General features: G+C 58.7%; 23 protein-coding genes. 11 read left to right on the top strand and 12 right to left on the bottom strand.

Annotated elements, in window-relative coordinates:
* Positions 1 to 71: 71 nt before the first annotated feature.
* A complete protein-coding gene (locus tag NW870_RS03625; protein ID WP_414373951.1) occupies positions 72 to 536 on the top strand; it encodes a molybdenum cofactor biosynthesis protein MoaE in 465 nt (154 codons plus the stop codon).
* A gap of 6 nt (positions 537 to 542) precedes the next feature.
* On the opposite strand, the gene NW870_RS03620 is transcribed toward NW870_RS03625, so the two are convergent.
* Both NW870_RS03620 and NW870_RS03615 read right to left on the bottom strand, forming a co-directional pair.
* Complete coding sequence (locus NW870_RS03620; RefSeq protein ID WP_414373950.1) at positions 543 to 1,475, bottom strand: bifunctional riboflavin kinase/FAD synthetase; 933 nt, start codon at positions 1,473 to 1,475, stop codon at positions 543 to 545.
* A 33-nt stretch (positions 1,476 to 1,508) separates the two neighbouring features.
* Positions 1,509 to 1,994, bottom strand: coding sequence for a CGLD27 family protein (locus NW870_RS03615; protein ID WP_011433781.1), 486 nt, complete (start codon positions 1,992 to 1,994; stop codon positions 1,509 to 1,511).
* Positions 1,995 to 2,172: 178 nt separating this feature from the next.
* On the opposite strand from NW870_RS03615, the gene NW870_RS03610 reads away from it, so the two are divergent.
* Positions 2,173 to 3,192 (top strand): FHA domain-containing protein, encoded by a 1,020-nt coding sequence (locus tag NW870_RS03610; RefSeq protein WP_414373949.1) that lies wholly within the window; start codon positions 2,173 to 2,175, stop codon positions 3,190 to 3,192.
* Positions 3,193 to 3,341: 149 nt separating this feature from the next.
* The gene (gene hpxZ, locus NW870_RS03605; protein WP_414373947.1) at positions 3,342 to 3,779 is read left to right on the top strand and encodes an oxalurate catabolism protein HpxZ; all 438 of its coding nucleotides are present in this window, start codon (positions 3,342 to 3,344) and stop codon (positions 3,777 to 3,779) included.
* On the opposite strand, the gene NW870_RS03600 is transcribed toward hpxZ, so the two are convergent.
* Positions 3,731 to 4,843 carry an ATP-dependent 6-phosphofructokinase gene (locus NW870_RS03600; protein WP_414332294.1) on the bottom strand — a complete coding sequence of 371 codons (1,113 nt, stop codon included), beginning with the start codon at positions 4,841 to 4,843 and terminating at the stop codon, positions 3,731 to 3,733. The genes hpxZ and NW870_RS03600 overlap by 49 nt on opposite strands.
* 487 nt (positions 4,844 to 5,330) lie before the next feature.
* On the opposite strand from NW870_RS03600, the gene NW870_RS03595 reads away from it, so the two are divergent.
* A complete protein-coding gene (locus NW870_RS03595; RefSeq protein WP_414344503.1) occupies positions 5,331 to 5,690 on the top strand; it encodes a pentapeptide repeat-containing protein in 360 nt (119 codons plus the stop codon).
* A 29-nt stretch (positions 5,691 to 5,719) separates the two neighbouring features.
* Here NW870_RS03595 and coaD read toward each other — a convergent pair whose 3' ends face one another.
* The 4 genes from coaD to bchB form a co-directional block, all read right to left on the bottom strand.
* Positions 5,720 to 6,199 carry a pantetheine-phosphate adenylyltransferase gene (gene coaD / locus NW870_RS03590; RefSeq protein ID WP_011433776.1) on the bottom strand — a complete coding sequence of 160 codons (480 nt, stop codon included), beginning with the start codon at positions 6,197 to 6,199 and terminating at the stop codon, positions 5,720 to 5,722.
* 20 nt (positions 6,200 to 6,219) lie between these two features.
* Positions 6,220 to 6,555 carry a divalent-cation tolerance protein CutA gene (cutA, locus tag NW870_RS03585; protein ID WP_011433775.1) on the bottom strand — a complete coding sequence of 112 codons (336 nt, stop codon included), beginning with the start codon at positions 6,553 to 6,555 and terminating at the stop codon, positions 6,220 to 6,222.
* Between the two features lie 61 nt (positions 6,556 to 6,616).
* Entirely contained in the window at positions 6,617 to 7,621 is a 1,005-nt protein-coding gene (gene galE, locus NW870_RS03580) for a UDP-glucose 4-epimerase GalE (protein ID WP_414373946.1), read from the bottom strand.
* A gap of 54 nt (positions 7,622 to 7,675) precedes the next feature.
* A complete protein-coding gene (gene bchB, locus NW870_RS03575; RefSeq protein WP_414373945.1) occupies positions 7,676 to 9,208 on the bottom strand; it encodes a ferredoxin:protochlorophyllide reductase (ATP-dependent) subunit B in 1,533 nt (510 codons plus the stop codon).
* A gap of 664 nt (positions 9,209 to 9,872) precedes the next feature.
* On the opposite strand from bchB, the gene NW870_RS03570 reads away from it, so the two are divergent.
* Positions 9,873 to 10,175 carry a Mo-dependent nitrogenase C-terminal domain-containing protein gene (locus tag NW870_RS03570; RefSeq protein WP_414373944.1) on the top strand — a complete coding sequence of 101 codons (303 nt, stop codon included), beginning with the start codon at positions 9,873 to 9,875 and terminating at the stop codon, positions 10,173 to 10,175.
* Positions 10,176 to 10,708: 533 nt separating this feature from the next.
* Here NW870_RS03570 and psbA read toward each other — a convergent pair.
* From psbA to NW870_RS03550, 4 genes are all read right to left on the bottom strand, one after another.
* Positions 10,709 to 11,773 carry a photosystem II q(b) protein gene (psbA, locus tag NW870_RS03565; protein ID WP_414351839.1) on the bottom strand — a complete coding sequence of 355 codons (1,065 nt, stop codon included), beginning with the start codon at positions 11,771 to 11,773 and terminating at the stop codon, positions 10,709 to 10,711.
* Positions 11,774 to 11,879: 106 nt separating this feature from the next.
* Positions 11,880 to 14,423 carry a UPF0182 family protein gene (locus NW870_RS03560; protein ID WP_414373943.1) on the bottom strand — a complete coding sequence of 848 codons (2,544 nt, stop codon included), beginning with the start codon at positions 14,421 to 14,423 and terminating at the stop codon, positions 11,880 to 11,882.
* Positions 14,424 to 14,427: 4 nt separating this feature from the next.
* Positions 14,428 to 15,870, bottom strand: a complete 1,443-nt coding sequence (locus tag NW870_RS03555) for a TIGR03279 family radical SAM protein (protein WP_414373942.1) — start codon at positions 15,868 to 15,870, stop codon at positions 14,428 to 14,430.
* A 107-nt stretch (positions 15,871 to 15,977) separates the two neighbouring features.
* Positions 15,978 to 16,265, bottom strand: a complete 288-nt coding sequence (locus NW870_RS03550; protein ID WP_414373940.1) for a DUF2103 domain-containing protein — start codon at positions 16,263 to 16,265, stop codon at positions 15,978 to 15,980.
* 21 nt (positions 16,266 to 16,286) lie between these two features.
* Between NW870_RS03550 and NW870_RS03545 the strand changes: the two genes are divergently transcribed.
* The 6 genes from NW870_RS03545 (at position 16,287) to NW870_RS03520 (ending at position 22,012) form a co-directional block, all read left to right on the top strand.
* Positions 16,287 to 17,045: a molybdenum cofactor guanylyltransferase gene (locus tag NW870_RS03545; RefSeq protein ID WP_414373938.1), complete on the top strand. Its 759-nt coding sequence runs from the start codon at positions 16,287 to 16,289 to the stop codon at positions 17,043 to 17,045.
* Positions 17,046 to 17,084: 39 nt separating this feature from the next.
* On the top strand, positions 17,085 to 19,214 hold the full coding sequence (locus NW870_RS03540; RefSeq protein ID WP_414373937.1) for an NAD(P)/FAD-dependent oxidoreductase: 2,130 nt from the start codon (positions 17,085 to 17,087) through the stop codon (positions 19,212 to 19,214).
* Between the two features lie 326 nt (positions 19,215 to 19,540).
* Positions 19,541 to 19,879: a hypothetical protein gene (locus NW870_RS03535; protein WP_414373935.1), complete on the top strand. Its 339-nt coding sequence runs from the start codon at positions 19,541 to 19,543 to the stop codon at positions 19,877 to 19,879.
* 84 nt (positions 19,880 to 19,963) lie between these two features.
* Positions 19,964 to 20,305, top strand: a complete 342-nt coding sequence (locus tag NW870_RS03530; protein WP_011432043.1) for a histidine triad nucleotide-binding protein — start codon at positions 19,964 to 19,966, stop codon at positions 20,303 to 20,305.
* Positions 20,306 to 20,390: 85 nt separating this feature from the next.
* Entirely contained in the window at positions 20,391 to 21,041 is a 651-nt protein-coding gene (locus tag NW870_RS03525) for a precorrin-8X methylmutase (protein WP_414373934.1), read from the top strand.
* Between the two features lie 500 nt (positions 21,042 to 21,541).
* Complete coding sequence (locus NW870_RS03520; protein ID WP_414373932.1) at positions 21,542 to 22,012, top strand: hypothetical protein; 471 nt, start codon at positions 21,542 to 21,544, stop codon at positions 22,010 to 22,012.
* Positions 22,013 to 22,115: 103 nt separating this feature from the next.
* On the opposite strand, the gene NW870_RS03515 is transcribed toward NW870_RS03520, so the two are convergent.
* A complete protein-coding gene (locus NW870_RS03515) occupies positions 22,116 to 23,864 on the bottom strand; it encodes a diflavin flavoprotein (protein WP_414373931.1) in 1,749 nt (582 codons plus the stop codon).
* Positions 23,865 to 23,887 lie beyond the last annotated feature (23 nt).

Below are 23,887 nucleotides of genomic sequence, written 5' to 3'. Positions count from 1 at the left end.
CTGGTAGTAATCCGTACTGAACATATTATACATTATTTTCAGTATAGTTGAGCTTATTATTGACTAGAGTCATGCTCCTGACCGTCCTGAAGACTTCCTTCCAGATCACCCTGGCTCCCCTGTTCATCGACCGTGTCCACCAAGAGGCCTCCCATCCGGGCAATGGAGCTGTGGTGGTGATGAGCGGCACTGTTCGAGACAACACCAATGGCCGCCCTGTCGATTACCTGGAATACCAAGCCTACGAGCCCATGGCTCTGAAGGTCTTCGCCGATATTGCCCGACAAATTCAGCAGCGCTGGCCAGATGCCAACAGTGTGGTCATCCACCACCGCATCGGCAAGCTGCGCATTGGCGAGATCAGCGTCTTGGTGGCGGTGGGCACCCCTCATCGGGCCGAAGGGTTTGCTGCCTGCCAATTTGCCATCGACACCCTCAAGCACAACGCCCCCATCTGGAAAAAAGAATACTGGCGAGATGGCACCAGCGCCTGGGTGAGCCTTGGCGCTTGCGAGCTCTCTTCAGAAAGGAGGTAGATCTCTTTAGACCATACCCACTTGCTCGGCCAAGCCCAACTGCTGACGAGCCGTTTGGCAATCTTGCTGAATTTGTTGAACCAAGTCTGCCACCGTGGGAAATCTCCGCTCTGGGCGGATAAAGCCCCGTAGCGCCACCCGCACCTCTTGCCCGTAGAGATCTCCTGTCCAATCCAATAGATGCACCTCGACGGTGTGCTGTAAACCGGCAAACGTGGGCCGATGGCCAATGTTCATCACCCCAGGTAGAGCTGCCGCAGCAGCAGGCACATCCACCCAAACGCTGTACACCCCATCGCGGGGCAAAAACTTCTCCGGAGGCAAGCGGAGGTTGGCGGTGGGAAAGCCCAGTTGTCGGCCCCGCTGATCCCCTTGCACCACTTCTCCCGTTAGCCGGTAAGGACGACCCAAGAGCGCTTCGGCGGTGGACACCTCCCCGGTCGCCAAGGCAGCTCGAATGCGAGAGCTGCTCACCCGTTCCCCGTTGAGTTTCGTCTCCGGGATCACCTCCACCGGAATGCAGCGCTCGGATCCCCAAGCCTGGAGCGTTTGGGCGTTGCCGGAGCGACGGTGACCAAAGCAAAAATCCCAACCGACGCTGAGATGGCGAACGCGCAGGCCCTGTTCAAGTACCGTTTGGATAAACTCTTGGGGGGGCTGGCAGGCAAATGCAGGGGTGAAGGGGAGCAGTACCACCTGCTCAAAGCCCATTTGCGCCAACAGATCCAGCTTTTCGGCAGGGGGAGTGAGCAACAGCTGAGGCCGCCTCGTCAAGACTTCCTGGGGATGGGGATGAAAGGTGAGGACAGTACGTACCCCCTGAAGAGAATCTCGAATCGGCTGCAGCACCTTCTGATGGCCCAGATGCAAGCCATCGAAGTTCCCGATGGCCACAGCGGTGGGTCGCAGGGTTTGAGCCAGATCAGAAGTGATGTGCACTGTCCGGGATCCTAAAAACAGCCAACCAACTGCCTACCCCAGAGGCCACAGCAGGGCCACCAACCCACTCAAGCCCACTACGCCCCACAAGCTCCGTCGCAGGCGCTGCAACACAGGATCAATCTGATACCTGACAATCAGCCGATGCTGAGCCAGCTCCTCTTCTGACTTGGCATACATCGCCCCATCGTACCAGCCACTTTCTTCATAGGGAATCTGGGCTTGTACCAAGCGCCGCCGCACATAAGCCCATCCCAAGTAGAGATGGAGCAACACCAGGCCGAGCAAGACATTGGCCCCCAGCACCGACCCAGAGACAAAGTGGCCCCAATCTCCGGCAAAGCTGCTCCAAACCAGCGGGGAAACCGCCAGCACAACAGCTCCCCAAACCCCAAAGATTCGTTTTAAGTAAGGGATCCACCCCAAAGCAGGCCAGGAAAAAGGAAAGGCTTCCCTCAGCTCTGCATATTGCCGGAGCGGCTGTTGCTCAGCGGGAATGGGATGGGAGGGATCCAGCATAGACCTTAACGTATCTACACAAAATGATATCGGTCGGGTTGGCCCCCCGCCAAGCCCATCCTCAGACCTCCATCTCCCAGCAGAGGCGGCTCAGAAATCGAGCCCGGATACCCCCCATCAACCGAAGGCAAGCGGGGTATCGTATTAAAGTGTGGTCGCGTCTAGAATTCATCTCATCATGAGCGTCACAGGCGAATCTGCCGCCACCGCCGCGCCCTACGTGATCTTAAAAGAGCCGGATGGCAGCCAAAGAAAACACGTTCTCTCGGGAGCGACCGCTTGGACCCTAGGCCGTGATGAAGACAACGCCATCGTCTTGAGCGATCCCAGCGTTTCCCGCCAACATGCCCTGCTGCAATACCTCGACAACAACAGCATCTATCTCATCGATCTGGGCAGCCGCAACGGCTCGTTTGTCAACAATCGCCGCGTCAGCATTCCCACCCTGCTGCAGGATGGGGATCACCTCACCCTTGGACAATCCCAGCTGGAGTTCCACAGCGGATCCCTGGCCAGCTCAGAACCCAGCCCCGCGGCCAAACCTTCGGACACCCTGGTTTTACAAACCCGCTGGCTGATCTCGGTGGCGGTGGTGGATGTGCGAGGGTACGGACAACTGACTCAACAACTGGACGAGCGCCTGCTTTCCCAGGTGATGGGAGATTGGTTCCGGCGGGGTGGGGATATCATTCAGCAGTACGGGGGCACTGTCGATAAATACATTGGCGATGCGATTATGGCCGTTTGGTTCCATGTGCCCCAGGCCAACACCGCTCCCCTGGGAGGAGTTGAAGCGCCGGGAATTCACCTCGATGTGAAGTCGGTTTTGCAGGCCATAGCGAAGCTGTTTCAAATGACCGAGCAGCTGAACGGTGAGTTTCCGCTGCCTTCTCCCATTCGTCTGGGGGCAGGGGTCAACACAGGCTCGGCAATCGTGCGCCAGGTGGGCAACAACACCCGCCAAGAATATACGGCTCTGGGAGATACGGTGAATTTGGCCTTTCGCATCGAGAGCGCTACCCGCACCCTCAACGCCGACCTGGCGATCAGCCAGGACACCTATACCTGCTTGGCCAAACAGCTGGGGCAGGCAGCCGCCTGCTTCTCCCATCGGGCTGTGGAGCTGAAGGGGTATGCCCACCGCCATCAGGTGTACTACTGCGATGTGCGGTCTTTGCAAGCCGTTCTCAGCCCCTAGACTTGGATCCGACTACCCGGAGATGTCTTGCCGCTGTCTGCTGTCTGACAGAGCAAGGTGGGGAATCCCGCTGTTCTTTTAGAACCTCCTGCTGCTCCTTGAGCCGATAAGATGGCAAGGCCCATTTCGACTGCACAAGAGCCTGGCCCATGACTCTGGTCAATCGCCCCGAGGTGGTGGCAGAGCTAACCGAACTCTACCATCAGTACGAAGCTGCCCTGACGAGCAATGATGTGCTCACCCTAACCCGCCTGTTTTGGGATGGCCCCCAGGTGGTGCGCTTTGGTGTGAGGGAAAATCTCTACGGGGGAGACGAGATCAAGGCTTTTCGCCAACAGCGCCCTCCCACGAATTTGGCCCGCGAGATGCTGCGTTTGCAGGTGGTCACCTTTGGGGCGGATTGCGGCTCGGTCACCCTAGAGTTTCGCCGTCCGGTGAACGGGATCCCTCGCTTGGGCCGCCAAAGCCAGATGGGGTACAGGTTCCCCGATATCGGCTGGAAGATTGTCTCTGCCCACGTGTCGTTTTTGCCGGAAGATCAGGGGGAAATGCTGCGCAAAAGCTGCGGATCCACCTCGCCCACATAGGTATTCAAGCCAATGGCTGTGGCGATCAAAGCCCCGTCCACCTCCACCCGCCGATACTGGGAGATGGCCTCTGCCAGGGGTACATCCACCACCCGCCGATTTTGCCAGGCCACCATGCGGTCGTATTTGCCTTGGGCGATCAAGTCCACAGCAGCCACCCCAAAGGCTGCTCCCAGCAGGCGATCCAGAGGAGAAGGCGTACCTCCCCGCTGCAGGTGGCCTAAAACCATAACCCGGGTTTCGATGCCGGTGCGCAGGGCGATCTCATTGCCGATGTAATGGCCAATGCCGCCGTAGAGAGACTGCCCCAGGCTGTTGGTGTGGGTCACCGGCTCCCCCGACTCGGTGCGAACCGCCTCTGCCACCACCACAATGCTGAAGTTATTGCCTCGCTCTTTGCGGTCGCGGATTCTTTTGCAGACATTCTCCAGCTTGTAGGGAATTTCCGGGATCAAAATCACATGCGCCCCCCCGGCAATGCCAGCGCTGATGGCAATGTGGCCAGCATCCCGCCCCATCACCTCCATGACCATGACTCGGCTGTGGCTGATGGCCGTGTAGGTGAGCTGATCTAGGGCTTCCACAGCCACGCTCAAAGCCGTGTTGAACCCCACCGAATACTCGGTGGCACCGACATCGTTGTCGATGGTCTTGGGGATCCCGACAAAGTTCCAATCCCCCTGCAGGGCCAGTTGCCGGAGAATGGCCAAGCTGCCATCCCCCCCCACCCCGATCAGCGCATCCAACCCAAGCCGGTGGTAGCCGGTGATCACCTCTGCCGAGCGATCCACCAAGCTGCCATCGGGCATAGGGTAGGCGAAGGGGTTGCCTTTGTTCACGGTGCCCAAGATGGTGCCGCCGTAGCGCAAAATGCCGGAAACCCGCTTCACATCCAGCAGCTCCGCCTCCACCGGTCGAGCCATGAGCCCTGCCGTCGCATCTTTGATGCCATAAACTTCCATGTCGTAGTCGCGGGCCCGCCGCACCACCGCTCGAATCACGGCGTTGAGGCCGCCACAATCGCCGCCGCTGGTGAGGATCCCGATTCGCTTACGTTTGGGCATAGAGCTCTAGTTAAAGAAAGGTGAACATCCTGAACAGAGATAAGGGTCTATATCGCTTGCAGAGAATCCCTACTCAATCGCAAACTACGGATGTGATCCAGTCGATCATTGTCCCAATTATCTTGGTTCAATCAGCTCTGGAGAAACACCTTCTGGTTGGGGGAGTGCTGAAAAAGAAGAAATTGAGGGATTCATACAGCCCAGCAAGATCAGGTCAGCTTGCGTTCCCGGTGGGGTTTGGGGTTGGCGATCAAGCCCAGCCGTTAAGTATTCTTCACAAAAAGAATTAAGAAACATTGCCGCACAAGCTGCCGATTAGGAAAGACTTCTATATCTCTGAGGATAGATCTTTCCAAAAAAACTTGGGGGCAACAATCCACTCAAAAACTGAAATCATTTGTTAAGCAGGGATGATCAAAACCTGGTCAACCCGATGATAGGGATGAGGATAGAGATAAGGCATCCAGTCTGATTTGGGAGCAGTACCATGACTCAAACCATTGCCCAGTGTGCTCTACAAGGGGCCTCAGAGTTGCTCAGCCGCTACCAGCGGGGAGAGCGCCATTTTCCCCAGTCCTGCTTGGAGTATGCCTTTTTGAGGGGGGTCGATCTGCGAGGGGCCAATCTCGAGGGATCCGATTTGCATGGGGCTAACCTGCGCTACGCCAACCTGCGGGGCAGCAATCTGGCGAAGGCTGATCTGCGCTGTGCCGACCTGCGCTATGCCGACCTTGAGGGAGCCTGCTTGGAAGGGGCCAATTTGAGGGGATCCCTCTACAATCACAGCACCTGCTTCCCGGTGGGGTTTGATCCGGTGACGGCAGGGATGCAGCCCTTTGAATTTTGATTGGGGAAGGAGAGGGGATCCCTGAGCCCTCAGGCCAAGGGAAAGCGCTCCCGCAAATCTCGAATCACCGGAGCGGGCACCAGATGATCGATGGGGCCGCCCAGCTTGGCGACCTCCTTCACCAGGCTGCTGCTGACAAAACTGTGCTCGCTGGCGGTGGCAAGGAACAAGGTTTCCAGTTCGGGAGCCAGCAGCTTGTTGGTGTGGGCCATTTGCAGCTCCACATCGAAGTCCGACAAAACTCGCAAGCCGCGCACGATCACCTTTGCCCCCCGTTGACGGGCGTAGGCCACCGTCAGACCTGAAAACGTATCAACTTCAACATTTTTGAGATGGGCTGTGGACAGGCTAATCTGGGCCTGCCGCTGCTCGGGGCTGAACAGAGGGGTTTTGTTGGGGTTTTTCAAGACGGCGACGATTACCTTGGAAAAAAGACGGCTGGCCCGCTCGATAACATCGAGATGTCCAAGGGTAATGGGGTCAAAGCTGCCGGGGTAGAGGGCGATCATGGCCAACCTCGTGCTATTCCTCACCCTACCTGGTCTCGGGCCCAAGCCAAATAGGTTGTGCTCACTTGAGTGGCTGCCAGAGCCAGGATCTCGGGCTCAGCGTAGGGGTGCAGCTCTCGCAGCCGTTGTTCCAGGCGGGGGTAGGCAGTTGCGGGCAATTTGAGCAGGATGAGGAACTCGGCATCGGTCTGCAGGGATCCCTGCCAACGATAGTAGGACGTGATCCCGGGCAAGACCTGGGCACAGGCCACATAACGTTCGGCCACCAGGGTATGGGCCAAGCGATGGGCCTCGGCTTCGGATCCCACTGTGGTCATGACAACCGCGAGGGTATCGGGTGTGGTCTTATCGTCCATGCGGGGCAGTGGTTAACCAAGCGGTTCCTCCCTATCCTATCGCCCGCCAAGTTAGACGCTCCTAGCTCAACGGGGGCCTAGATTTGCCGAAATAGGGTCGCTTCTGGTGCCAGCGCCAGGCAGTTTGAATGATCTCGGCCAGGTCGGTGTAGAGAGGTTTCCAGTTGAGATCGCGAAGGATGGCGCCGGCATCGCCCACCAAGCGCGGGGGATCCCCAGGTCGACGTGCTCCCATTTGCACCGGGATCCGCTTTCCGGTCACGGCTGCTGCGGTGGCAATGACCTCTTTGACGGAAAAGCCTTGGCCATTGCCCAGGTTGTAGGCTGCTGGTACGGGTCGGCCAGAGGCCAGCGCTTCTACCGCCAACACGTGGGCTTGAGCCAGGTCGGTGACGTGAATGTAGTCGCGGATACAGGTGCCATCGGGGGTATCGTAGTCATCTCCAAAAACCGTGATGTGAGGACGTTGGCCGCCGGCGGCCTCCAACACCAAGGGGATCAGGTGGGTTTCCGGGTCATGGGCCTCCCCAATTTCACCATCGGGATCGGCTCCGGCGGCATTGAAGTAGCGTAGGCTAATGGATCGGATCCCGTGGGCAACCTGGAAATCTTGCAAGATCTGCTCCACCATTAGCTTGCTCTGGCCGTAGGGGTTGATGGGACGTTGCGGATGACTTTCGGGAATAGGGATCCGCTCTGGCACCCCGTAAGTGGCACAGGTGCTGGAGAACACCAGGTAAGGGATCCCGTGATCTCGCATGGCCTCCAGCAAGTTCAGGGATCCGGCCACGTTGTTGCGGTAGTATTTGCCGGGATCCTTGACCGACTCGCCCACATAGGCATAGGCAGCAAAGTGAATCACCCCTTCTGGGCGATGGTGCTGGATGACTTGATCAAGCCGCTTCCGGTCGGCAAGATCTCCAATCTCCAACGGCCCCCAGCGAACTGCCCAGGGGTGCCCGTAAACCAAGTTGTCGTAAGCAATGGGGAGGTGGCCAGAGGCCGCCAGAGCTTTGCAAGTGTGGCTGCCGATGTAGCCCGCCCCGCCGGTAACCAGGAGACGCATACGCCAGCTTAGATAGGGATCGCACACAGGATAAAGGCTGCCGACGGGATCCCTTCAAGCTCCAAAAGCTTCTTTGGCGGCGTACATGACCTCCACACCGATCTCGGTCAAGCCTCGTTCGCGGGCAAATTTTTCGGTGTTGCGTTTAACCTTGCCGCGCACAAAGCCGGGCACCTTGTTCAGCTCCGCCTGGGCTTCCCGCGTCCAGATGAGGTCGGAATCGGCGCTCAGGCTCTTGTGAATCACCTCCTTGGTGTCGTGGCCACCGAAGATCTCCAACAGGTGATCTTCCATGCCCAGGGTAAAGGAGTTGTAGATCAAGTCCACAATTTGGTTGGCGCCCTCGTAGCCCAAAAAGGGCCGGTAGCCGATAGGGAAATCCTGCACGTGGATGGGGGCCGAGATGACCCCACAAGGGATCCGCAGCCGTTTGCCCACATGCCGCTCCATCTGGGTGCCGAAAATCGCAGCAGGTTCCGCCTGGGCAATGGCGTCCGCCACGCGGGTGTGATCCTCCGTCATCAAGATCTGATCGCAATACCCTCCCACCTCTGCCTGGAACCACTCCCCATCGTAGGTGCAATAGCTGCCCGCCCACACCACGTGGATCCCCATCTCGCGGGCCAGGATTTTGGTGATGGCCGCCGCGTGGGTGGAATCCCCGAAGACCACCGCTTTTTTGCCGGTTAGGTTTTGGCAGTCGATGGAGCGGGAAAACCAGGCCGCTTGGGAAATGTGCAGCGTTTGCTCCTGGATGTAGGCTTCGTAATCGACAGGGATCCCTTGCTCGTTTAGGATCTGCTGGATCTGGCGGATGAAGCGAGCCGTTTCCACCACCCCCATCGGGGTGATCTCAATGTAAGGCATGCCGAATTCCTGCTGCAGATAGCGAGCTGTCATCGGCCCCAGCTCCCGGTAGGGCACCACATTAAACCAAGCCCGCCCCAGGTGTTTGAGATCGTGGACACTGGCCCCTTGCGGGATCACCAGGTTGAGCTGGATCCCCAGATCCCGCAGCAGCACCTTCAGCTCCCGCAGATCGTGGGCATTGTGAAACCCTAGGGTGGAAATGCCAAGGATGTTACAGGAAGGCCGCTCCGTCTTTTGGGGCGAGTCGTTCAGCTCCCCCTGTTTGCGAGCTTTGGTGATGTAGAACTCCACAATCTGGTGCAGGGTGCGATCTGCTGCCTGCAATTCGTTAACCCGGTAGTGGTTGACATCTGCCAGCATTACGTCGCAGCGACTGGCCAACTGGGCCTGCCGGACAAAGTGATGCAGATCTTCCTGCAAAATGCTGGAAGTGCAGGTGGGGGTGACGACGATCAGATCCGGGTGCTCCTCCCCGTCTTTGCGGACGATGTTGCGAATCACCTTTTCGTCGGATCCCCGCGCCAACACCTGCCGATCGACAACGCTGGTGGTCACCGGGGTAAAGTTCCGCTCTCGCTCCAACATGGAACGCATCACGTTGAAGTAGTCGTCCCCAAGGGGGGCGTGCATGATGCTGTGAACATTTTTGAAAGAACTGGCCACCCGCAGCGTGCCGATATGGGCAGGGCCAGCGTACATCCAATAGGCCAATTTCATGGGCAGCCTCTCAAGAAAGCCAGAGACAAAATCAAGGATCCCAACCCACCGCCGGATGTGCACCCGCTGGGAATCTCTCCTGGCATTGTAGAACGCTCAGCAGCCGGCATCCCTTGGCTGTCATCCTCCGTAACTCCCAACCGAGACGCTCCCAAGCCAAACTCGATCAAAAGAAAAACAACCCTGCCAAGGCAAGTGTGATTACGGGGATCCCCCTACTCCGCCCAAAGGGCTTGTTCCATCCTAGAAATAGGAGCGATGGATACCCATCTGGCTCCAGAGCCCAAGCTGAGGAACTTCAGGGATCCTGACAGGGAATCGGCTGGTGGACAAGAGCAGAGGAGTTTTTGTATTTTTCGTTACATGTTAACTTTTGGAGACAAAACATGTAGCTCTACAACGTTGAGCAGAGATTCTTGTTTACAGAAGCAAGCTTTCCGTTGGAGAAGGCAGACTAACAGAGGGAAGAGAGATGGCTAATGTTTCCCTCAATACAAACTCGACACAAAGCATAAGAATTGTCGATTATTGACGATTTCATGCGCCGTAATCGATCAAAGGTTGCTCCTTCTTCAAAGGTAAAGGTGTGAGGTGAAAGCTTATGGGTTCCACAACGATTTCTTGGCAACGTGCTCGCAGAGCTCCTCAGGAGCTGACCGGTTCCATGACTTCCGTGCACTTCAAACCTACAACTCACCTGCGCGACTGGTTGCAGGCTCCATTGCGTCCCATTCAATCGGCTATGGATAACTTTAGCATCCGCGATCCACGCTTGGCCCATTTCCTTTGCCAGTGGATCCCGGCCCGCTGCCCCTTTGAGCGAGATGTGGTGCTGTTTGGCCATAAGGTGATGCACATTCCGCCCATGTGTAAGCTCAACCCCCTCTACGACCAGGTGGCAGGGCTGCGCTTCCGGGCTTTGTCGTTTCTGGCAGAACGGGGGGAAGACATTAGCCGTTATGTGTAGGATAGGGGAACGCGGTCAATTCTGGCGGGGATCAGGATTGGGGCAACTACATTTTAGTAGTTGCAAATCCTCAAGCAACTGGGGTATGTCTGCCTAGATAATGGAGTCTGGATAATTGAGTTATAGTCGCTTCAGGTTAGGGTGAGACGCCCAGGCCATTGAGAGAAGCCTTCTGGCTCTATGAATTCAACGTTTTGGGTGCGGGTGCAGTGTCCTAGTTTGAGCGGAAACCAAGGACTCCGTCCCGCTGTCGCGAGGGGATGTGACACCACTTGCCCATTGCTGTCGGTGTAGAAGCTGGCCAGACCCACATCCAACCCCACTACCTGGCCGGTGTACCCTGCCTGCTCTACCCACACCTAAGGCCTTGAATGCACCTGATCGTGGGGCCTTTCTTGGCAGCCCAGGCATCTCGCCCTAAACTGAAACGGCTATGGATGCAACTTCACTGTTGCCGCCAGGGAAACAACAAGAAAATCCCCCGGCATTGGCCAGGGGATCGTCTGCTTTTGTCAAGCCGTCAGGTCAGACCATCAGCCACGCACCGCAGGCGCCACTTCCACCGCCGCCAAGTCCAGCGGGAAATTGTGCGCATTCCGCTCGTGCATCACTTCCATCCCCAGGTTGGCACGGTTCAACACGTCTGCCCAGGTCCCCACCACTCGACCGTTGCTGTCCACAATCGATTGGTTGAAGTTGAACCCGTTCAGGTTGAACGCCATAATGCTGATCCCCAGCGCCGTAAACCAGATCCCCACCACCGGCCACGCCGCCAGGAAAAAGTGCAGGCTCCGGCTGTTGTTGAACGACGCATACTGGAAAATCAACCGGCCAAAATACCCGTGCGCCGCCACAATGTTGTAGGTCTCTTCCTCTTGCCCAAACTTGTACCCCAGGTTCTGGGACTCCTCTTCCGAGGTCTCCCGAATCAGGGTGGAGGTCACCAGCGACCCGTGCATGGCGCTAAACAACGCCCCACCAAACACGCCGGCCACCCCCAACTGGTGGAACGGGTGCATCAGGATGTTGTGCTCCGCTTGAAACACCAGCATGAAGTTGAAGGTGCCCGAAATCCCCAAGGGCATCCCGTCCGAAAACGACCCCTGCCCAATCGGGTAAATCAAAAACACTGCTGTGGCCGCTGCCACCGGCGCCGAGTAGGCCACCGCAATCCAGGGACGCATCCCCAGCCGGTAGCTCAGCTCCCACTCGCGGCCCATGTAGCAGAACACCCCAATCAAAAAGTGCAGCACAATCAGTTGGTAGGGGCCGCCGTTGTACAGCCACTCGTCCAGTGAGGCGGCTTCCCAAATCGGATAAAAGTGCAGGCCAATGGCTGCTGAAGAGGGCACCACAGCCCCAGAAATGATGTTGTTGCCGTACAGCAAAGAACCAGAAACAGGCTCGCGAATCCCGTCGATGTCCACAGGCGGAGCCCCGATGAAGGCGATGATGAAGCAGGTGGTGGCAGTCAGCAGGGTGGGAATCATCAGCACCCCGAACCAGCCAATGTAAAGGCGGTTGTCGGTGGAGGTGACCCACTCGCAGAACTGCTCCCACACGTTGCTGGTTGAGCGACGTTGGATAACAGTAGTCATGAGAACAAACTTCCCTGAGGAAGTGCGAAGATTGACACCCTAACCTTAAAACATCCGTTAAGTTTCGTCAACCACCCAATACAAAAATGAGAAGGGATCCCTTTCTCTACCGGCTACCCCTCGGCAAAAAGAGCGATTCCAAGGCTTGGCTGAGGGTCGGTTCCATCACCACCCGGTCTTCGTAGGCGGCGATCACCCGGGTGAGCTGGGGCAGGCGGCCCTGTTCTGCTTCGATGTAGAGGGGCTGAACATAGAGCAAAGAAGTCTCGATGGGGATGACCAGCAGCGTGCCCAGGTTCACCCGCGACCCATGCTGGTTCCAGAGGGAAATTTGCTCGGAGATCAAGGGATCCTGATTGACCCGCGCTTCCACCTGTTCAGGGCCATAGATGAGGCGTTGCTTGGAAAATTCGTAGACCAGCAGCTTGCCGTAGTTTTCCCCGTCACAGCGGGCCGCCATCCAAGCCACCATGTTCTGTTTGTTAACGGGGGTATAGGGGGAGAGCAGGACGAACTCAGGAGTGTGATTGGCAACCTCTTGGGGATCCCTCGGCAAGGTGAGGATGAGATATTGCGGTTGCATGGGGATGCGCCGCCGGTTGCGGAACTGGCCGGGGATCTGCCATTGATCCTCGCGGTTGTAGAAGAGGCGGGGATCCGTCATGTGGTAGGTGGCAAACTGCTGCGCTTGCAGGCGGAAGAGGTCTTGGGGATAGCGGATGTGTTGCCGCAGCGGCTCCGGCATTGCCTCCAGAGGCTTGAAGAGGGTGGGGTAGATGCGGGCGTAGGCTTGGATGAGGGGATCCCGAGGGTCGGCAATGTACCAATCGATGCTGCCGTTGTAGGCGTCCATCACCGCCTTGACCGAGTTGCGGATGTAGTTGAAGGGAAAGCCGGGCAGGTGCTCCGAGTAGGGGTAGCGGCTGCTGGTGGTATAGGCATCGAAAAACCAGTAGAGCTTGCCGCCTTGAATGACCAGGTAGGGATCCCGGTCGTAGAGCAAAAAGGGCATCACCCGACGGATGCGCTCGCGGATTTGGCGGCGATAGAGAAAGCGGGTGGCAGAAGACAGCTCGCGGCTGAGAAGGATGCGCAGATCGCCAAAATGCCAGGCGTAGAGAAACCGCTGCCAGAGGTGGGGAATGGGCACGCCACCGCTGCCCCGGTAGCTGCTGTACACATAGCGCTCTGCTGCAGGGTAGTCCAATTCCCGCGCCTCAGCGCCCACGAAAACATCGGTGGTGGTCAGCTCGCCATAGTAGAGGGCCGGCTGCTCCACCCGCAAGACGGAGGCCACCTCAGGGTAGCGAGGAGAAACCCGCGGCGGGATATCCGACAGGAAAAAGTCCGGCAGGCCCTCAGGGGTCACCACATTCACCGGGCTGAGGGTGAGGCCATAGCCGTGGGTGTAGAAAAACCGCCGGTTAACCCAGGTTTGGGCGGCGGGGGGCACCTGGGCAAAGTCCAGCTCGCGGGCGGCATGCATAACTTGGCGCAATTCTCCCCCAATGCGGTAGCGATCCACATTCACATAGGGAAATTGGTAGTAGGGGCGGATTTCTTGCAGTTGGCGGTAGGTGGCCAATAGGGGATCCGCATCCCAGAGGCGCACGTTGCTCAGGGTGGATTGATTCTGCTGCAGGATCTCCCAGGTGAGGGCTCCCCCTTCCGGGAAGGGTTGGACTTCGACATCGGCCAGGCCAAAGCCAGCACGGGTAAAACGGATGTTGTCCTCGATGTAGGGGCGCTCCAGCTCCAGCTCGTTGGGGGTGACCAAGAAGGTCTGCACCAGTTGGGGATAAAGTTGGGTGGTTAGCAGCCCAAACCCCAGGTAGGCCCCCCAGAGGATGGCCGGCGCCAGGAGAGAGCTGGCCCAGGAAGGGCACCAGGACTTGAGGAAAGGAAGGTTGAGGCGGATCCCCTGGCGGGCCAAAGCCCAGAATCCCACCGCCGTCAGGCCTGCCACCCCGCTCATCAAGGTCGTGGCCGGCAAGGTTGCATGCACATCGGCAAAACCGGCCCCAAACACAACGCCGCGGGTGGAATAGAGCAGCTCGTAGCGATCCAGCCAATGGCCCCAAGCCCGAATGAGAAACAGGGATCCCCCCAAGATCAGCAAGTGCCGCTGGGCATAGAGAGAAAGGGCCAAGGTCAGCCGTTGCTCGGAAAGCCCCAGCTCCACCAAGTAGATGAGGACAACGGTAACCAAGGTGAGCAGCACCAGGTTGAAGCACCAATGCTGCACCGTCTCCCAGAAAGGCAGGCTGAAGAGAAAAAAACTGAGATCGCGGTTGAAAATGGGATCCGACTCCCCGACGGGCCCCTGGTTCAGCCAGAGCAACAGCGTGAACCAGTGATTGGAAAGAGACCAAGCAAAGAAAACACTCAAACCTGTGGCAATCGCCCAGGCCCCGGTCAAGGTTGCCCCCCGCCAGCAGGAGCAGATGTTGGATCCCGTCACCGCCAGGGCAAAGAGGAAAGCGCCCAGGCCCAGCCCCCAGCGGGCAATCACCCGCGTCCACAGCACCGGCAGAGCATGCAGCTCGGCAAACCAAGCCAGATCTACATAGAAAGAGGCCAAAGCCGTGATGGCCAGGATCCCCAGCCCCACCCCCAGCAGCAGAAACAATCCTCGCCGCAACCTCTGCATCGCCTCAGGATCCTCGGCTCAAAGCTGTTCTTGGTCGCGTCAGCGGTGCAGTTTCCCTTCGCCCGAGCGTTGCGGAACAACACAGGGTGCCGTAGGCATAGCCCTGTTCTAGCTGTTGCACCGCCTGCACCAAGCCTGCCGGCCCGCCGTCCACCCGCACCACCGGGATCCCCACCTGGGCCTGCACCTCTTGCCAGGTCAGATCGTCCAAAAAGCGCTCCCCGTCCTTGAGGGCGATCTGGGGTAGCAATAGCCCATCATAGTCCGCCAAGTTTTCCACAGACTTCAGGGCATCCAAGATATCCTGCCCCGTCAGCAGCCCGGTCACCGTCAGGGTTTGGCCCCAAAATCGGCTGGCAATAGGCAAAAGATCCAACTGCAGCCCGCGGATGCGGTTCATCTGCTCCACCACAGGCTGGAAGGCTTGCTCTACGGCATTGCCCACCACCCACAGAACCTTGAGGGGAGAAGGGAGCTCAGGCGGCAGTTTGAGCTGCTCGAACTGGCTGAGGAAAAGCCGCAGGGATCCCACGCCATTCCCCAGCTGCGGGTAATCTTCATAGTGCTCTGCCGGTGGCAGTTCCCGCCCGGCCAGCAGATACCACTCATCGGCCAGCCAGGCAAAGGTGGATCCCAATGTTTGCCGAAACCCGACCTGCAAAGTTTCCACCTGCTGGATCACTTCTCGGGCCTTGGCCGCATCGACAGGAACCAGCTCATCACCAGGGGGGCGAAAGCGCGTCAACCCCACCGGCACCACTGCTGCCGAGAGGACGGTGGGGATCCCGTCTACGGGCCGGCGAAAGGCGGCCAAATCGAGGAGTGTGCGGGTGAGGTGATCCCCATCGTTCCAGCCTGGGCAGACCACCACCTGTGCGTGCAGTTGCAAGCGATGCTGGCGAAACCAGGCCAACTGCTCCAAAATCAGGCCAGCCCGCGGGTTTTTGAGCAAGCGGCTGCGCAGCTCCGGGTCGGTAGCATGCACTGACACGTAGAGGGGAGAAAGGCGCAGGCGAGCGATGCGCTCCCATTCGGCAGCAGGCAAGTTGGTGAGGGTGAGGTAGCTGCCGTAGAGAAAGCTGAGGCGGTAGTCGTCGTCCTTGAGGTGCAGCGTTGCCCGCATTTCCGGAGGTTGTTGGTCGATGAAGCAAAAGGGGCAAGCGTTGGCGCACTGGATCAGGCCATCGAACAGGGCTGTCTCAAACTCTAGCCCCAGATCCTCGTCGATTCCCTTCTCCAGCTCAACTGTGCGCGGGATCCCTTGGCTATTCAAGATCTCCAGGCTTACACACTCCTCAGCGATCAGGAAGCGGTAGTCGATGAGATCGCGGGGGCGTTCGCCGTTGATGCTGACCAGGGCCTCTCCAGGTCGAATGCCTGCTTCTGCTGCCAGGGATCCCGGCAAAACAGCACTGATGCGGGCAGGCTTGAGGCTAGTACGAGACATAAGATTGACTCATAATCAGATGTGCTATTCGCGTTGGCAGGGCGGAGTCCTGGATCGGGACAGCGTTGTGTAGCAAGAACGAGGCTCGGTTGCGTTGCCAGAAGAGCTCACTGCAAACAGCGAAGAATGGCTGCCTCCAGCTCGGTTTGGCTGAGATCCGTTACCACAAACACCTCTTGCACGCTGCTTCCCTTGCGGGCCACCAGCTTGTACCCGCCCCGGATCGGCACCGAAACCCGCAACTGCAACTGGGGGATCCGCCCACGGCTGCAGGACAGAGCGCCCGGCGTCACGGTTTTAATGCCCGCCTGCCGGGTCAGGCGTTCCAAAACAGGGATCAACCCTGAGATATGGGTAGAGTGGTTCCAAACCAGACGACCAGAGGGCTCAGACATAGCGGCTAGAGTGAGGAGAGGATGGGATCCCTATCCTATTCCTCCACCCATACCTGGTGCTCGGCAACCCTGTGGAAAAGCCGCATGCCCAAGATGTCTGAAGATTCCCTGCCTGCGGTCGTGGCTCTGATCTTGGCCGGGGGCAACAGCCGCCGCATGGGATCCGACAAAGCCTTGGTGCTTTGGGATGGGATCCCCCTGCTGCGACGGGTGGCTCAGGTGGCAGCAGCCTGCGCCGACGCGGTTTACATCCTCACCCCCTGGCCGGAGCGCTATGCGCCGGTGGTGGATCCCGGTTGGCACCTCTGGCGGGAAAACGTTCCCCCCCTGGTCGGGCAAGACCCACGTGGTCGGGACAGCATTGCGGAGCAACACCGAGGCCCGCTGCTGGCCTTTCAAGAGGGGATCCGGCGGCTACAAACCTTGGCTGCTCCCCCGGAGTGGATCCTGCTGCTGGCCTGCGATCTGCCCTGCTTGCAGGAGCAGGTTCTTGGGGATTGGCGACAGCGCCTTGCCACCCTGCCCCCTCAGACGGTGGCCGCCCTGCCCAAAAGTCAGCGGGGCTGGGAGCCCCTGTGTGGCTTCTATCGCCTGGCGCAGCTAGGTTCTCTGGAGAGTTTCTTGCAGGCAGGAGGAAGATCCTTTCAGGGCTGGTTGTCCCAGGTGCCAACAGCCATCCTGCCCCTGACCGTTCCCGACAGCGGGACGGAGTCTCTTGAGAGGATGCTCACCAATTGCAATACCCCTGCCGATCTGCAGCTGGGGGGAACAACTGGGTAGAGGGTGATCCCTGGGATCGGCAAAGGGAGGGATCCCCTCATGTCACAATGGGTAAAGATTTGCTCGGTTTCTTATCTCGGCGCCGTGCTTACTTCCCTTTACTACCGCGAGATCCCTTGCCCCGATAGTGCTCAAGTGCTGCGCTGGCTACAGGAGTGTATCCCCCTGCCCCAAGGCAGCCAGAAGGTTCTTACCCCCACGGGCCTGCGCCTACAGGGATCCGGCGCTGAGCTGGCCCTTTTCTTGTGGTCGGGGCTGAACACTACCTATCTCAAGGTGTTCCAGTGGTCGGAACAGCCCTTCCCCCGCCAAGCTCGCTGGCTGGGAGAGCTGGAACAGGCCATTCAAAGCCAATTTCCCCACCGCTACCCGCAGTTGCCCCAGATCGACCTGAACCGGGGATCCATCTTCGATCAGCTTGAGCCTTTCTACCCGCAAACGGTGAAGTATTTTCGGCGGATCCCCAATGGCGAGTTCGACCTACAGCGGGTGTACTGGTGGGAAAAGCGCTGGCGGGAAGAAGTACAACATTGCCACGCAGCCCACCGCTCTGCTCAGCCAGTATTGTTTCGCCAGCCTGCCCCTGAGCCGGCCCCGGTGGAGTGGGATCTGGCCATCGTGGGGGGAGCGCTGGGAGCCATCTATGGAGCGGCCATGGCTCGCTTGGGCTACCGCGTGGCCTTGGTGGAGCGACTCCCTTTTGGCCGCATGAACCGCGAGTGGAACATCTCCCGGCGGGAGCTGCAAACCCTGGTGGATTTGGGCCTTTTGAGCGCCGAGCAGATGGAGAGCTTGATCCTGCGGGAATACACGGATGGGTTCAACAAGTTTTTTGACGGCAATAGCCCGGTTCGCGCTCCCGTTTTGCACACGCCGACGGTACTCAATCTGGCCATTGACGCGGAAAAGCTATTGCAGCTCTGTGGCCAAATTCTCACTTCCTGCGGGGGAGCTATCTACGAGCGCACCGAGTTTCAGCGGGCCTATGTTGGCGAACAAGGCGTCACGCTGGTTTTGAAGGATTTGCCCACCGGCGAGGAGTTTCGGCTGGGATCCCGCCTTGTGGTGGATGCTATGGGAACAGTCTCTCCCATTGCCCAGCAGCTTTACCGCCATCGGGCTTTTGATAGCGTCTGCCCCACGGTGGGGGCTACCATTGCGGGGGGGTTTGAGCCAGGGGTATGGGATCCCCAGTTTGGGGACATTCTGGCCAGCCATGGGGACATCAGCCGCGGTCGGCAACTCATTTGGGAGCTGTTCCCCGGGCCAGGCGAAGATCTTACCTTTTATCTGTTCCACTACCACCAGGTGCATCCAGAAAACCCCGGATCCCTGCTGGAACTGTACGAAGATTTTTTCACTATTCTGCCGGAATACCGCCGCTGCGACCCAGAGCGCTTGCAGTGGAAAAAAGCGACCTTCGGCTATATCCCCGGACGATTTGGCCAGCACCGGCACCCTGTTGGCGGCAGCGGGACGGAGTTTGACCGGGTGCTGCTTATTGGGGATGCGGCAGCCATGCAATCGCCCCTTAGCTTTACCGGGTTTGGATCCCTGGTGCGCAATTGCCCCCGCCTGTGCGATCTGCTGGATACGGCGCTGCGCCACGACCTGCTCAGGGCGGCGGACTTAGCCCAGATCCGGGCCTACCAGGGCAACTCGGCCGTCACCTGGCTCTTCTCGCGGGGGATGATGGTGCCCACCGGCAAGGTGCTGCCCCCCGAGCGCATCAATGCCACCCTCAACAGCTTTTTCGGCATTCTCGCCACCGAGCCGCCGGAGGTGGTGGACGATTTCATCAAAGACCGGGCCGGCTGGCTGGCGTTTAACCGCATGGCCATCAAAGCTGCCCTGCAAAACCCACGGCTGCTGCTGTGGATCTGGGAGGCCGTAGGGGCCAAAGGCTTTGCCCAGTGGCTACCCACCTACCTCAGCTATACCGGCCTGGCCTTGACCTCTGCTTTGCTCAGGGGCTGGCTTCCAAATCTGCTGCGTCGCCTGCAGCCCTGGCTAGAAGCGCGTTACCCCCGCCTGTGGCTGCGCTGCCTGCAGTGGAGCTACACCCTCACGTATGGGGTAGGGCAGCCGCGCATTCAGTTTCAACTCCCCCCCACTCAAGAAAAGACCCAAGACACAATACCAACTTGGATAGGATCCCTGCAGCAGTGACATACTCCCGCACTCACGCTGATGCACAGAGGGCGGGGCTCCCCGGCGGTCTAGCTAAATGCACCGGACACCAAGGCAATAGCGCTGTCGCCGTGATCCCTCAATAAGGTCTCTATCTGCCGCTCGCGTCAGCAGGGCAGCGTTTTTTCCGGCTTGGCAGCTTGCCCAAGTTGGGTATAATCAATGCCTAATCAGAGATCGACGGCAGTTGGGAAGGGATCCCGACTTCAAACCGGTCGAGAGACTGCTGAACCCCATTTTTTGAGAACCCTTATTTTCGCAAAAAGTTAGGACTGAGCCCAGTCGCGTCAGCGTTGCGGAGCAACATGGTTTACACCTTCGAGATCATCGGCATCGCCCCTGCTCTACAGTTCTTTCATCAGCAACAGAAGCTGGCCCAGCGGCCCTGTGGGGTGGAATACCTGGGTACCAGCTCCTGCACCCTCGATGCGTTACTGGGATCCCTGGAGGAAGTGCCGGCCCGGCGCGGCTGGGACTTGGATCAGTTGGTCGACGCTGTTATCCGCTTTTGGTGCAGCAACCCCGATTTGGTCAGTATGTGGCGCTCTCGTTTTCGCGATGCTGGGCGAGATGCGCTGTTGGTCTCGCGAGTGGGGCATATTCAATCACTGCGGCAGGAATTTGAATGGCTGCTGAAGCAGTAGGTGCCGAGCGCCACTCTCGCCACCTGGGTGGGAGAATGTGCGGTTAGCAGGTAGGCTAAGGGCAGAACTAATTTGTGAGCACCCATGAGCGACACAGTTTTCGGCAAGATTATTCGCAGGGAGATCCCTGCACAAATCGTTTACGAAGACGATAGAGCCCTGGCCTTCAAAGATATTGCCCCCCAAGCCCCTGTCCACATTTTGGTGGTGCCCAAAGAGCCCATCCCCGGCATTTCCCAGGCCAAGCCCGAACATGAGGCATTGCTGGGACATCTCCTGCTGACCGCTCAGCGGGTGGCTGCCGAGGCAGGTTTAAATAAAGGCTACCGATTGGTGATCAACGAAGGAGAAGACGGCGGGCAAACCGTCTTTCATCTCCACATTCACGTTCTGGGCGGTCGGGGGATGGGCTGGCCCCCAGGTTGAGCGATGGTTTTTCCCACCCATTGGAGCCTCTGCAGGTACAATCCTGTCATTACTGAGGATAAACGGCGGGCGGGGTCTGGGATCGATGGAGTGGCACGTAACCGATGCAGAGAGTTTGATGATCATCGACCAGGAGGTGGGCAAGCACGAGCTTTCTCCTGCTGAGTATGAGGTGGTTCGTCGGGTTATTTATGCTACTGCCGACTTTGAGTACTTGAACCTCATCCGTTTTGGTAACGAAGCCTTACAGGCTGGGGCGGCGGCCTTGGCAGCGCGTACCACCATTGTGGTCGATGAGCCGATGGTACAGGTGGGCATTGCCTGGGCTGTTCAGAACACCTTTTCCAACCCCATCTACTGCGGCAGCGAAGCGATTACCCGTCCCCAAAGGGACAAGACCCGCTCCGCTTGGGGCTTGGAAACCCTGGCCCAACGCTACCCTGAGGCGATCTTTGTGATTGGCCAATCCCAGACTGCCCTCTCCACCTTGGTGCAGCTGATTAGAAAGAAGGAGGTGGCCCCTGCTCTGGTCATCGCCACGCCGGCTGGGTTTGTGAACGTGGTGCAAGCCAAGCAGGAGCTAGCCGATTCCATGGTGCCCCACATCCGCACTGAGGGACGCAAAGGAGGCCCGGCAGTGGCTGCAGCGGTGTTGGATGGCCTGCTGGACTTGGCTTGGCACGCCTATATACGGGTCAGCAGTGCAGATCATCCTGGCAAATCCGCGGTTTCATGACATGCTCCTTGCCCTTGGGCACCGTTCGCGGAAACAAGCCAAAACTTTGGCACTCAAAGCACATTTTTTCAGCAGTTGACTGCCCTGCCGCTGAAATCTCGCTTGGGACACCGCGCTTTATGGTCGTTTCAGTTTAGGGTGAGACGCCTGGACTACCGATCGCGCCAGCGGGACGGAGTCCTTGAAAAGCCTTCTGGCCTCGTGCATTCAATCATTCACTGTTTGAGGTGTGGGTGCAATGTCCTAGTTTGAATCGAAGTTTGAATTGAAATGACCATACACCCCTATAGTCAGTTGCTCTAGCGGTGCGGATGAGCTGGGGGCCTCGCAGCACTTTTGGGTCAAGAGTGGGTCTGCTGATCCAGATCACCCAGCCAAGGGGATCCCGGTCACTCGGCCTGCAAATTGGCATGGGCAAGATGGGAGCTGCGCTCTCAGTCCTGCCTCTTCAGAAAATGGCCTGAGAAGCGGCTGGGTTGAGCTTATGGAGGGATCTTCCCGTGCGGCGTGCCATCTTCTTTTGCTGGCTTGCCTGGGTTTTTGCGCCGGGGGCTTGGGCACAAGCTGAGCCATGCCCGGTGGTCGTCCTTTCGCCCTCTTCACAGTTGCAGTTGTCAGAATCGTCAACACTTGCCTCTACTCTCTCGACAGCCCAGAAAGTGCTCCACACTGCTACTGCACTCGACAAGGCAGAGGTTATCGCTACGCAACATTTTCCCGAACCGGTCAGCCCCTACCAGCGCTGGCGACAGAGGTATGCCCCCTCAGATCCCCTCTCTTCGGGTTTGGGCAGCGTCCCTTATCGGCCAGCCCAGCAGGGATCCCAAAGGATTCAACAGGGAACAGAGGGGCTGCCCTTAGGGCCTGCGACCCGCCAAGGGGAACAGCTGGAGCAGATCGGGATCCGCCTGGGAGAAGACAGCCCTTTTTTCCTACATCCCAGTGGGTTGGTCTATCGGCAGTCCTATTGAATTTGTGAGTCTGTTCGCTACAGGGATCCCAGCTTCCCCAGGGAGAAGGGCTGGAGGTGAGGGATCATCTCTCACTTCTCCCTTCTCACTGCTCACGCCTCAATCAGTAATGATTCCCCACCTTGCGGTGGTGGATGGCGGTGAGGCCCTCTGGGCTGGAGACCCGACCGGCTTCCAAGGTGCTGTACACCACCCAGTGATCGCTGGTTTCCAGGCGGCTCACCACGCGGCACTCCAGGTAGGCCAAAGCATCGGCCAAGATGGGGGATCCGTTGGCAGCAGGGTAGGTCTTGATCCCGGCAAAGCGGTCGGCTCCCGGTGGAAATCGCTTCAGGAAGTGGCGCATCAAGGGTTGGTAATGGCCTTCTTGCAGCACATTTAACACGAAGGTATCTCCCACCTGCAGGAAGGATTCGATGGCCCGATCCTTGGCCACCGCAATGCTGATCCCTGGCGGATCGGTGCTGGCTTGGGCTACCCAGGAGGCGAGCATAGCGCTGGTGGCTTGCCCTTTGCGGGCAGTGATGATGTAGAGGCCATTGCTAATGCGGCCCAGGGCGCGATCCAGGTCGGCATCCAAGGCTTTCATCTGCTGAATGCTGCGATCCCGGGTCAGCCACTGCCCCAGGTCGGTACCTGCTTCTTCGGCCAGTTGCAGCAGGGCCTCGCCAGCAGGCTGCTTGAGCAGAATGGGGGCAAACACCTCTTTGGCGCCGATCTCCTGCAGGGTGTTGCGGCAGAGGTACACCGACTCGTCGTCTTCCCCCCCTGACTCGAACAGGCCAAAGCCCTGCTTGCTGTGGGCAGAGGCCAGCAGGGTTTTCAGCAGCACTTGAGTGGTGGCGGCCTCAGGCCCTGATTGGGGCGGCATGCCTATCACCACACCGGCGGCCAAGCTCATCAGCTCCCGCACCTCGTGGGCATCCACCAGCCGCAAATCTGCCAGCTCCACCTGGATGCCGGTTTTTTGGATCCCACGGGCAATGGCTTGAGCCAAGGTTTCCGCCTGGCCATAGCCGGACAGGTAGAACACTGCCACCAGGCGCTCGGCTTTGGCCTGCTCCAGGCTCCAGGTGCGATATTGCCCCACCCAGTCGGACAGGTGATGGCGCAGCAGGGGGCCGTGGCCGGTAGCAATGGCAGCGATGGGAGGCAAGGCTTCCATGCGCTTCAGGGCAGACAACACCGAGCGGGCGTTGGGCCCCATGAGGCAGTCGTAGTAGAGCTTAAAGTCCGCCTGCAGCAGATGGGGATGCTCATCCCAGGCAAAGTCGTCGCAGTAGTGCATCCCAAACACGTCGCAGGTGTAGAGGATCTGGGTGCCGTGGTCGTAGGTGAGGATGGTGTCGGGCCAGTGCAAGTTGGGGGCAGAGATAAATTCCAGGACATGCCCCTTGCCCAGATCCAAGCGATCTCCCTGTTTCACCACCAGCCGCTGGAAGGGCCGATGCACCAGATCTTCCAGAAATTGCACCGCCACCTTGGAGGCCACCACCGTCATCTGGGGCGCCAGCTCCAGCAGATCCCCAACCAGGCCGCTGTGATCTGGCTCGGTGTGGCTGACCACCAGGTAGTCGATCTGGGCAGGATCTAGGATCCCTTGCAGGCAATCCAGGTACAACTGGCGAAACTTCTCGTGGGAGGTGTCGATGAGGGCCACCTTCTCGCCGCGAATCAAGAAGGAGTTGTAGGTGGTGCCATTTTCCAGAGCAAATTCGATATCAAATCGATCCCGATCCCAATCTTGGGAGCGAATGGCAAGGGTGTCGGCCCCGATGGGCAGAGTTTGCAGCGTCAGATGGGGCTGGGCCAGGCGAGGTGCGACTTGAGGTGCAACTGCAGTGGTGGCCATGTTCTCTCCCTAACTTTAAGTCG

Origin of the sequence: Synechococcus sp. R50.1 (genome assembly GCF_047462115.1) — a bacterium.
Classification (GTDB): Bacteria; Cyanobacteriota; Cyanobacteriia; order Thermostichales; family Thermostichaceae; genus Thermostichus.
Note: the sequence above shows the minus strand (reverse complement) of the source record. Positions and strands in the feature narration are given on the sequence as shown.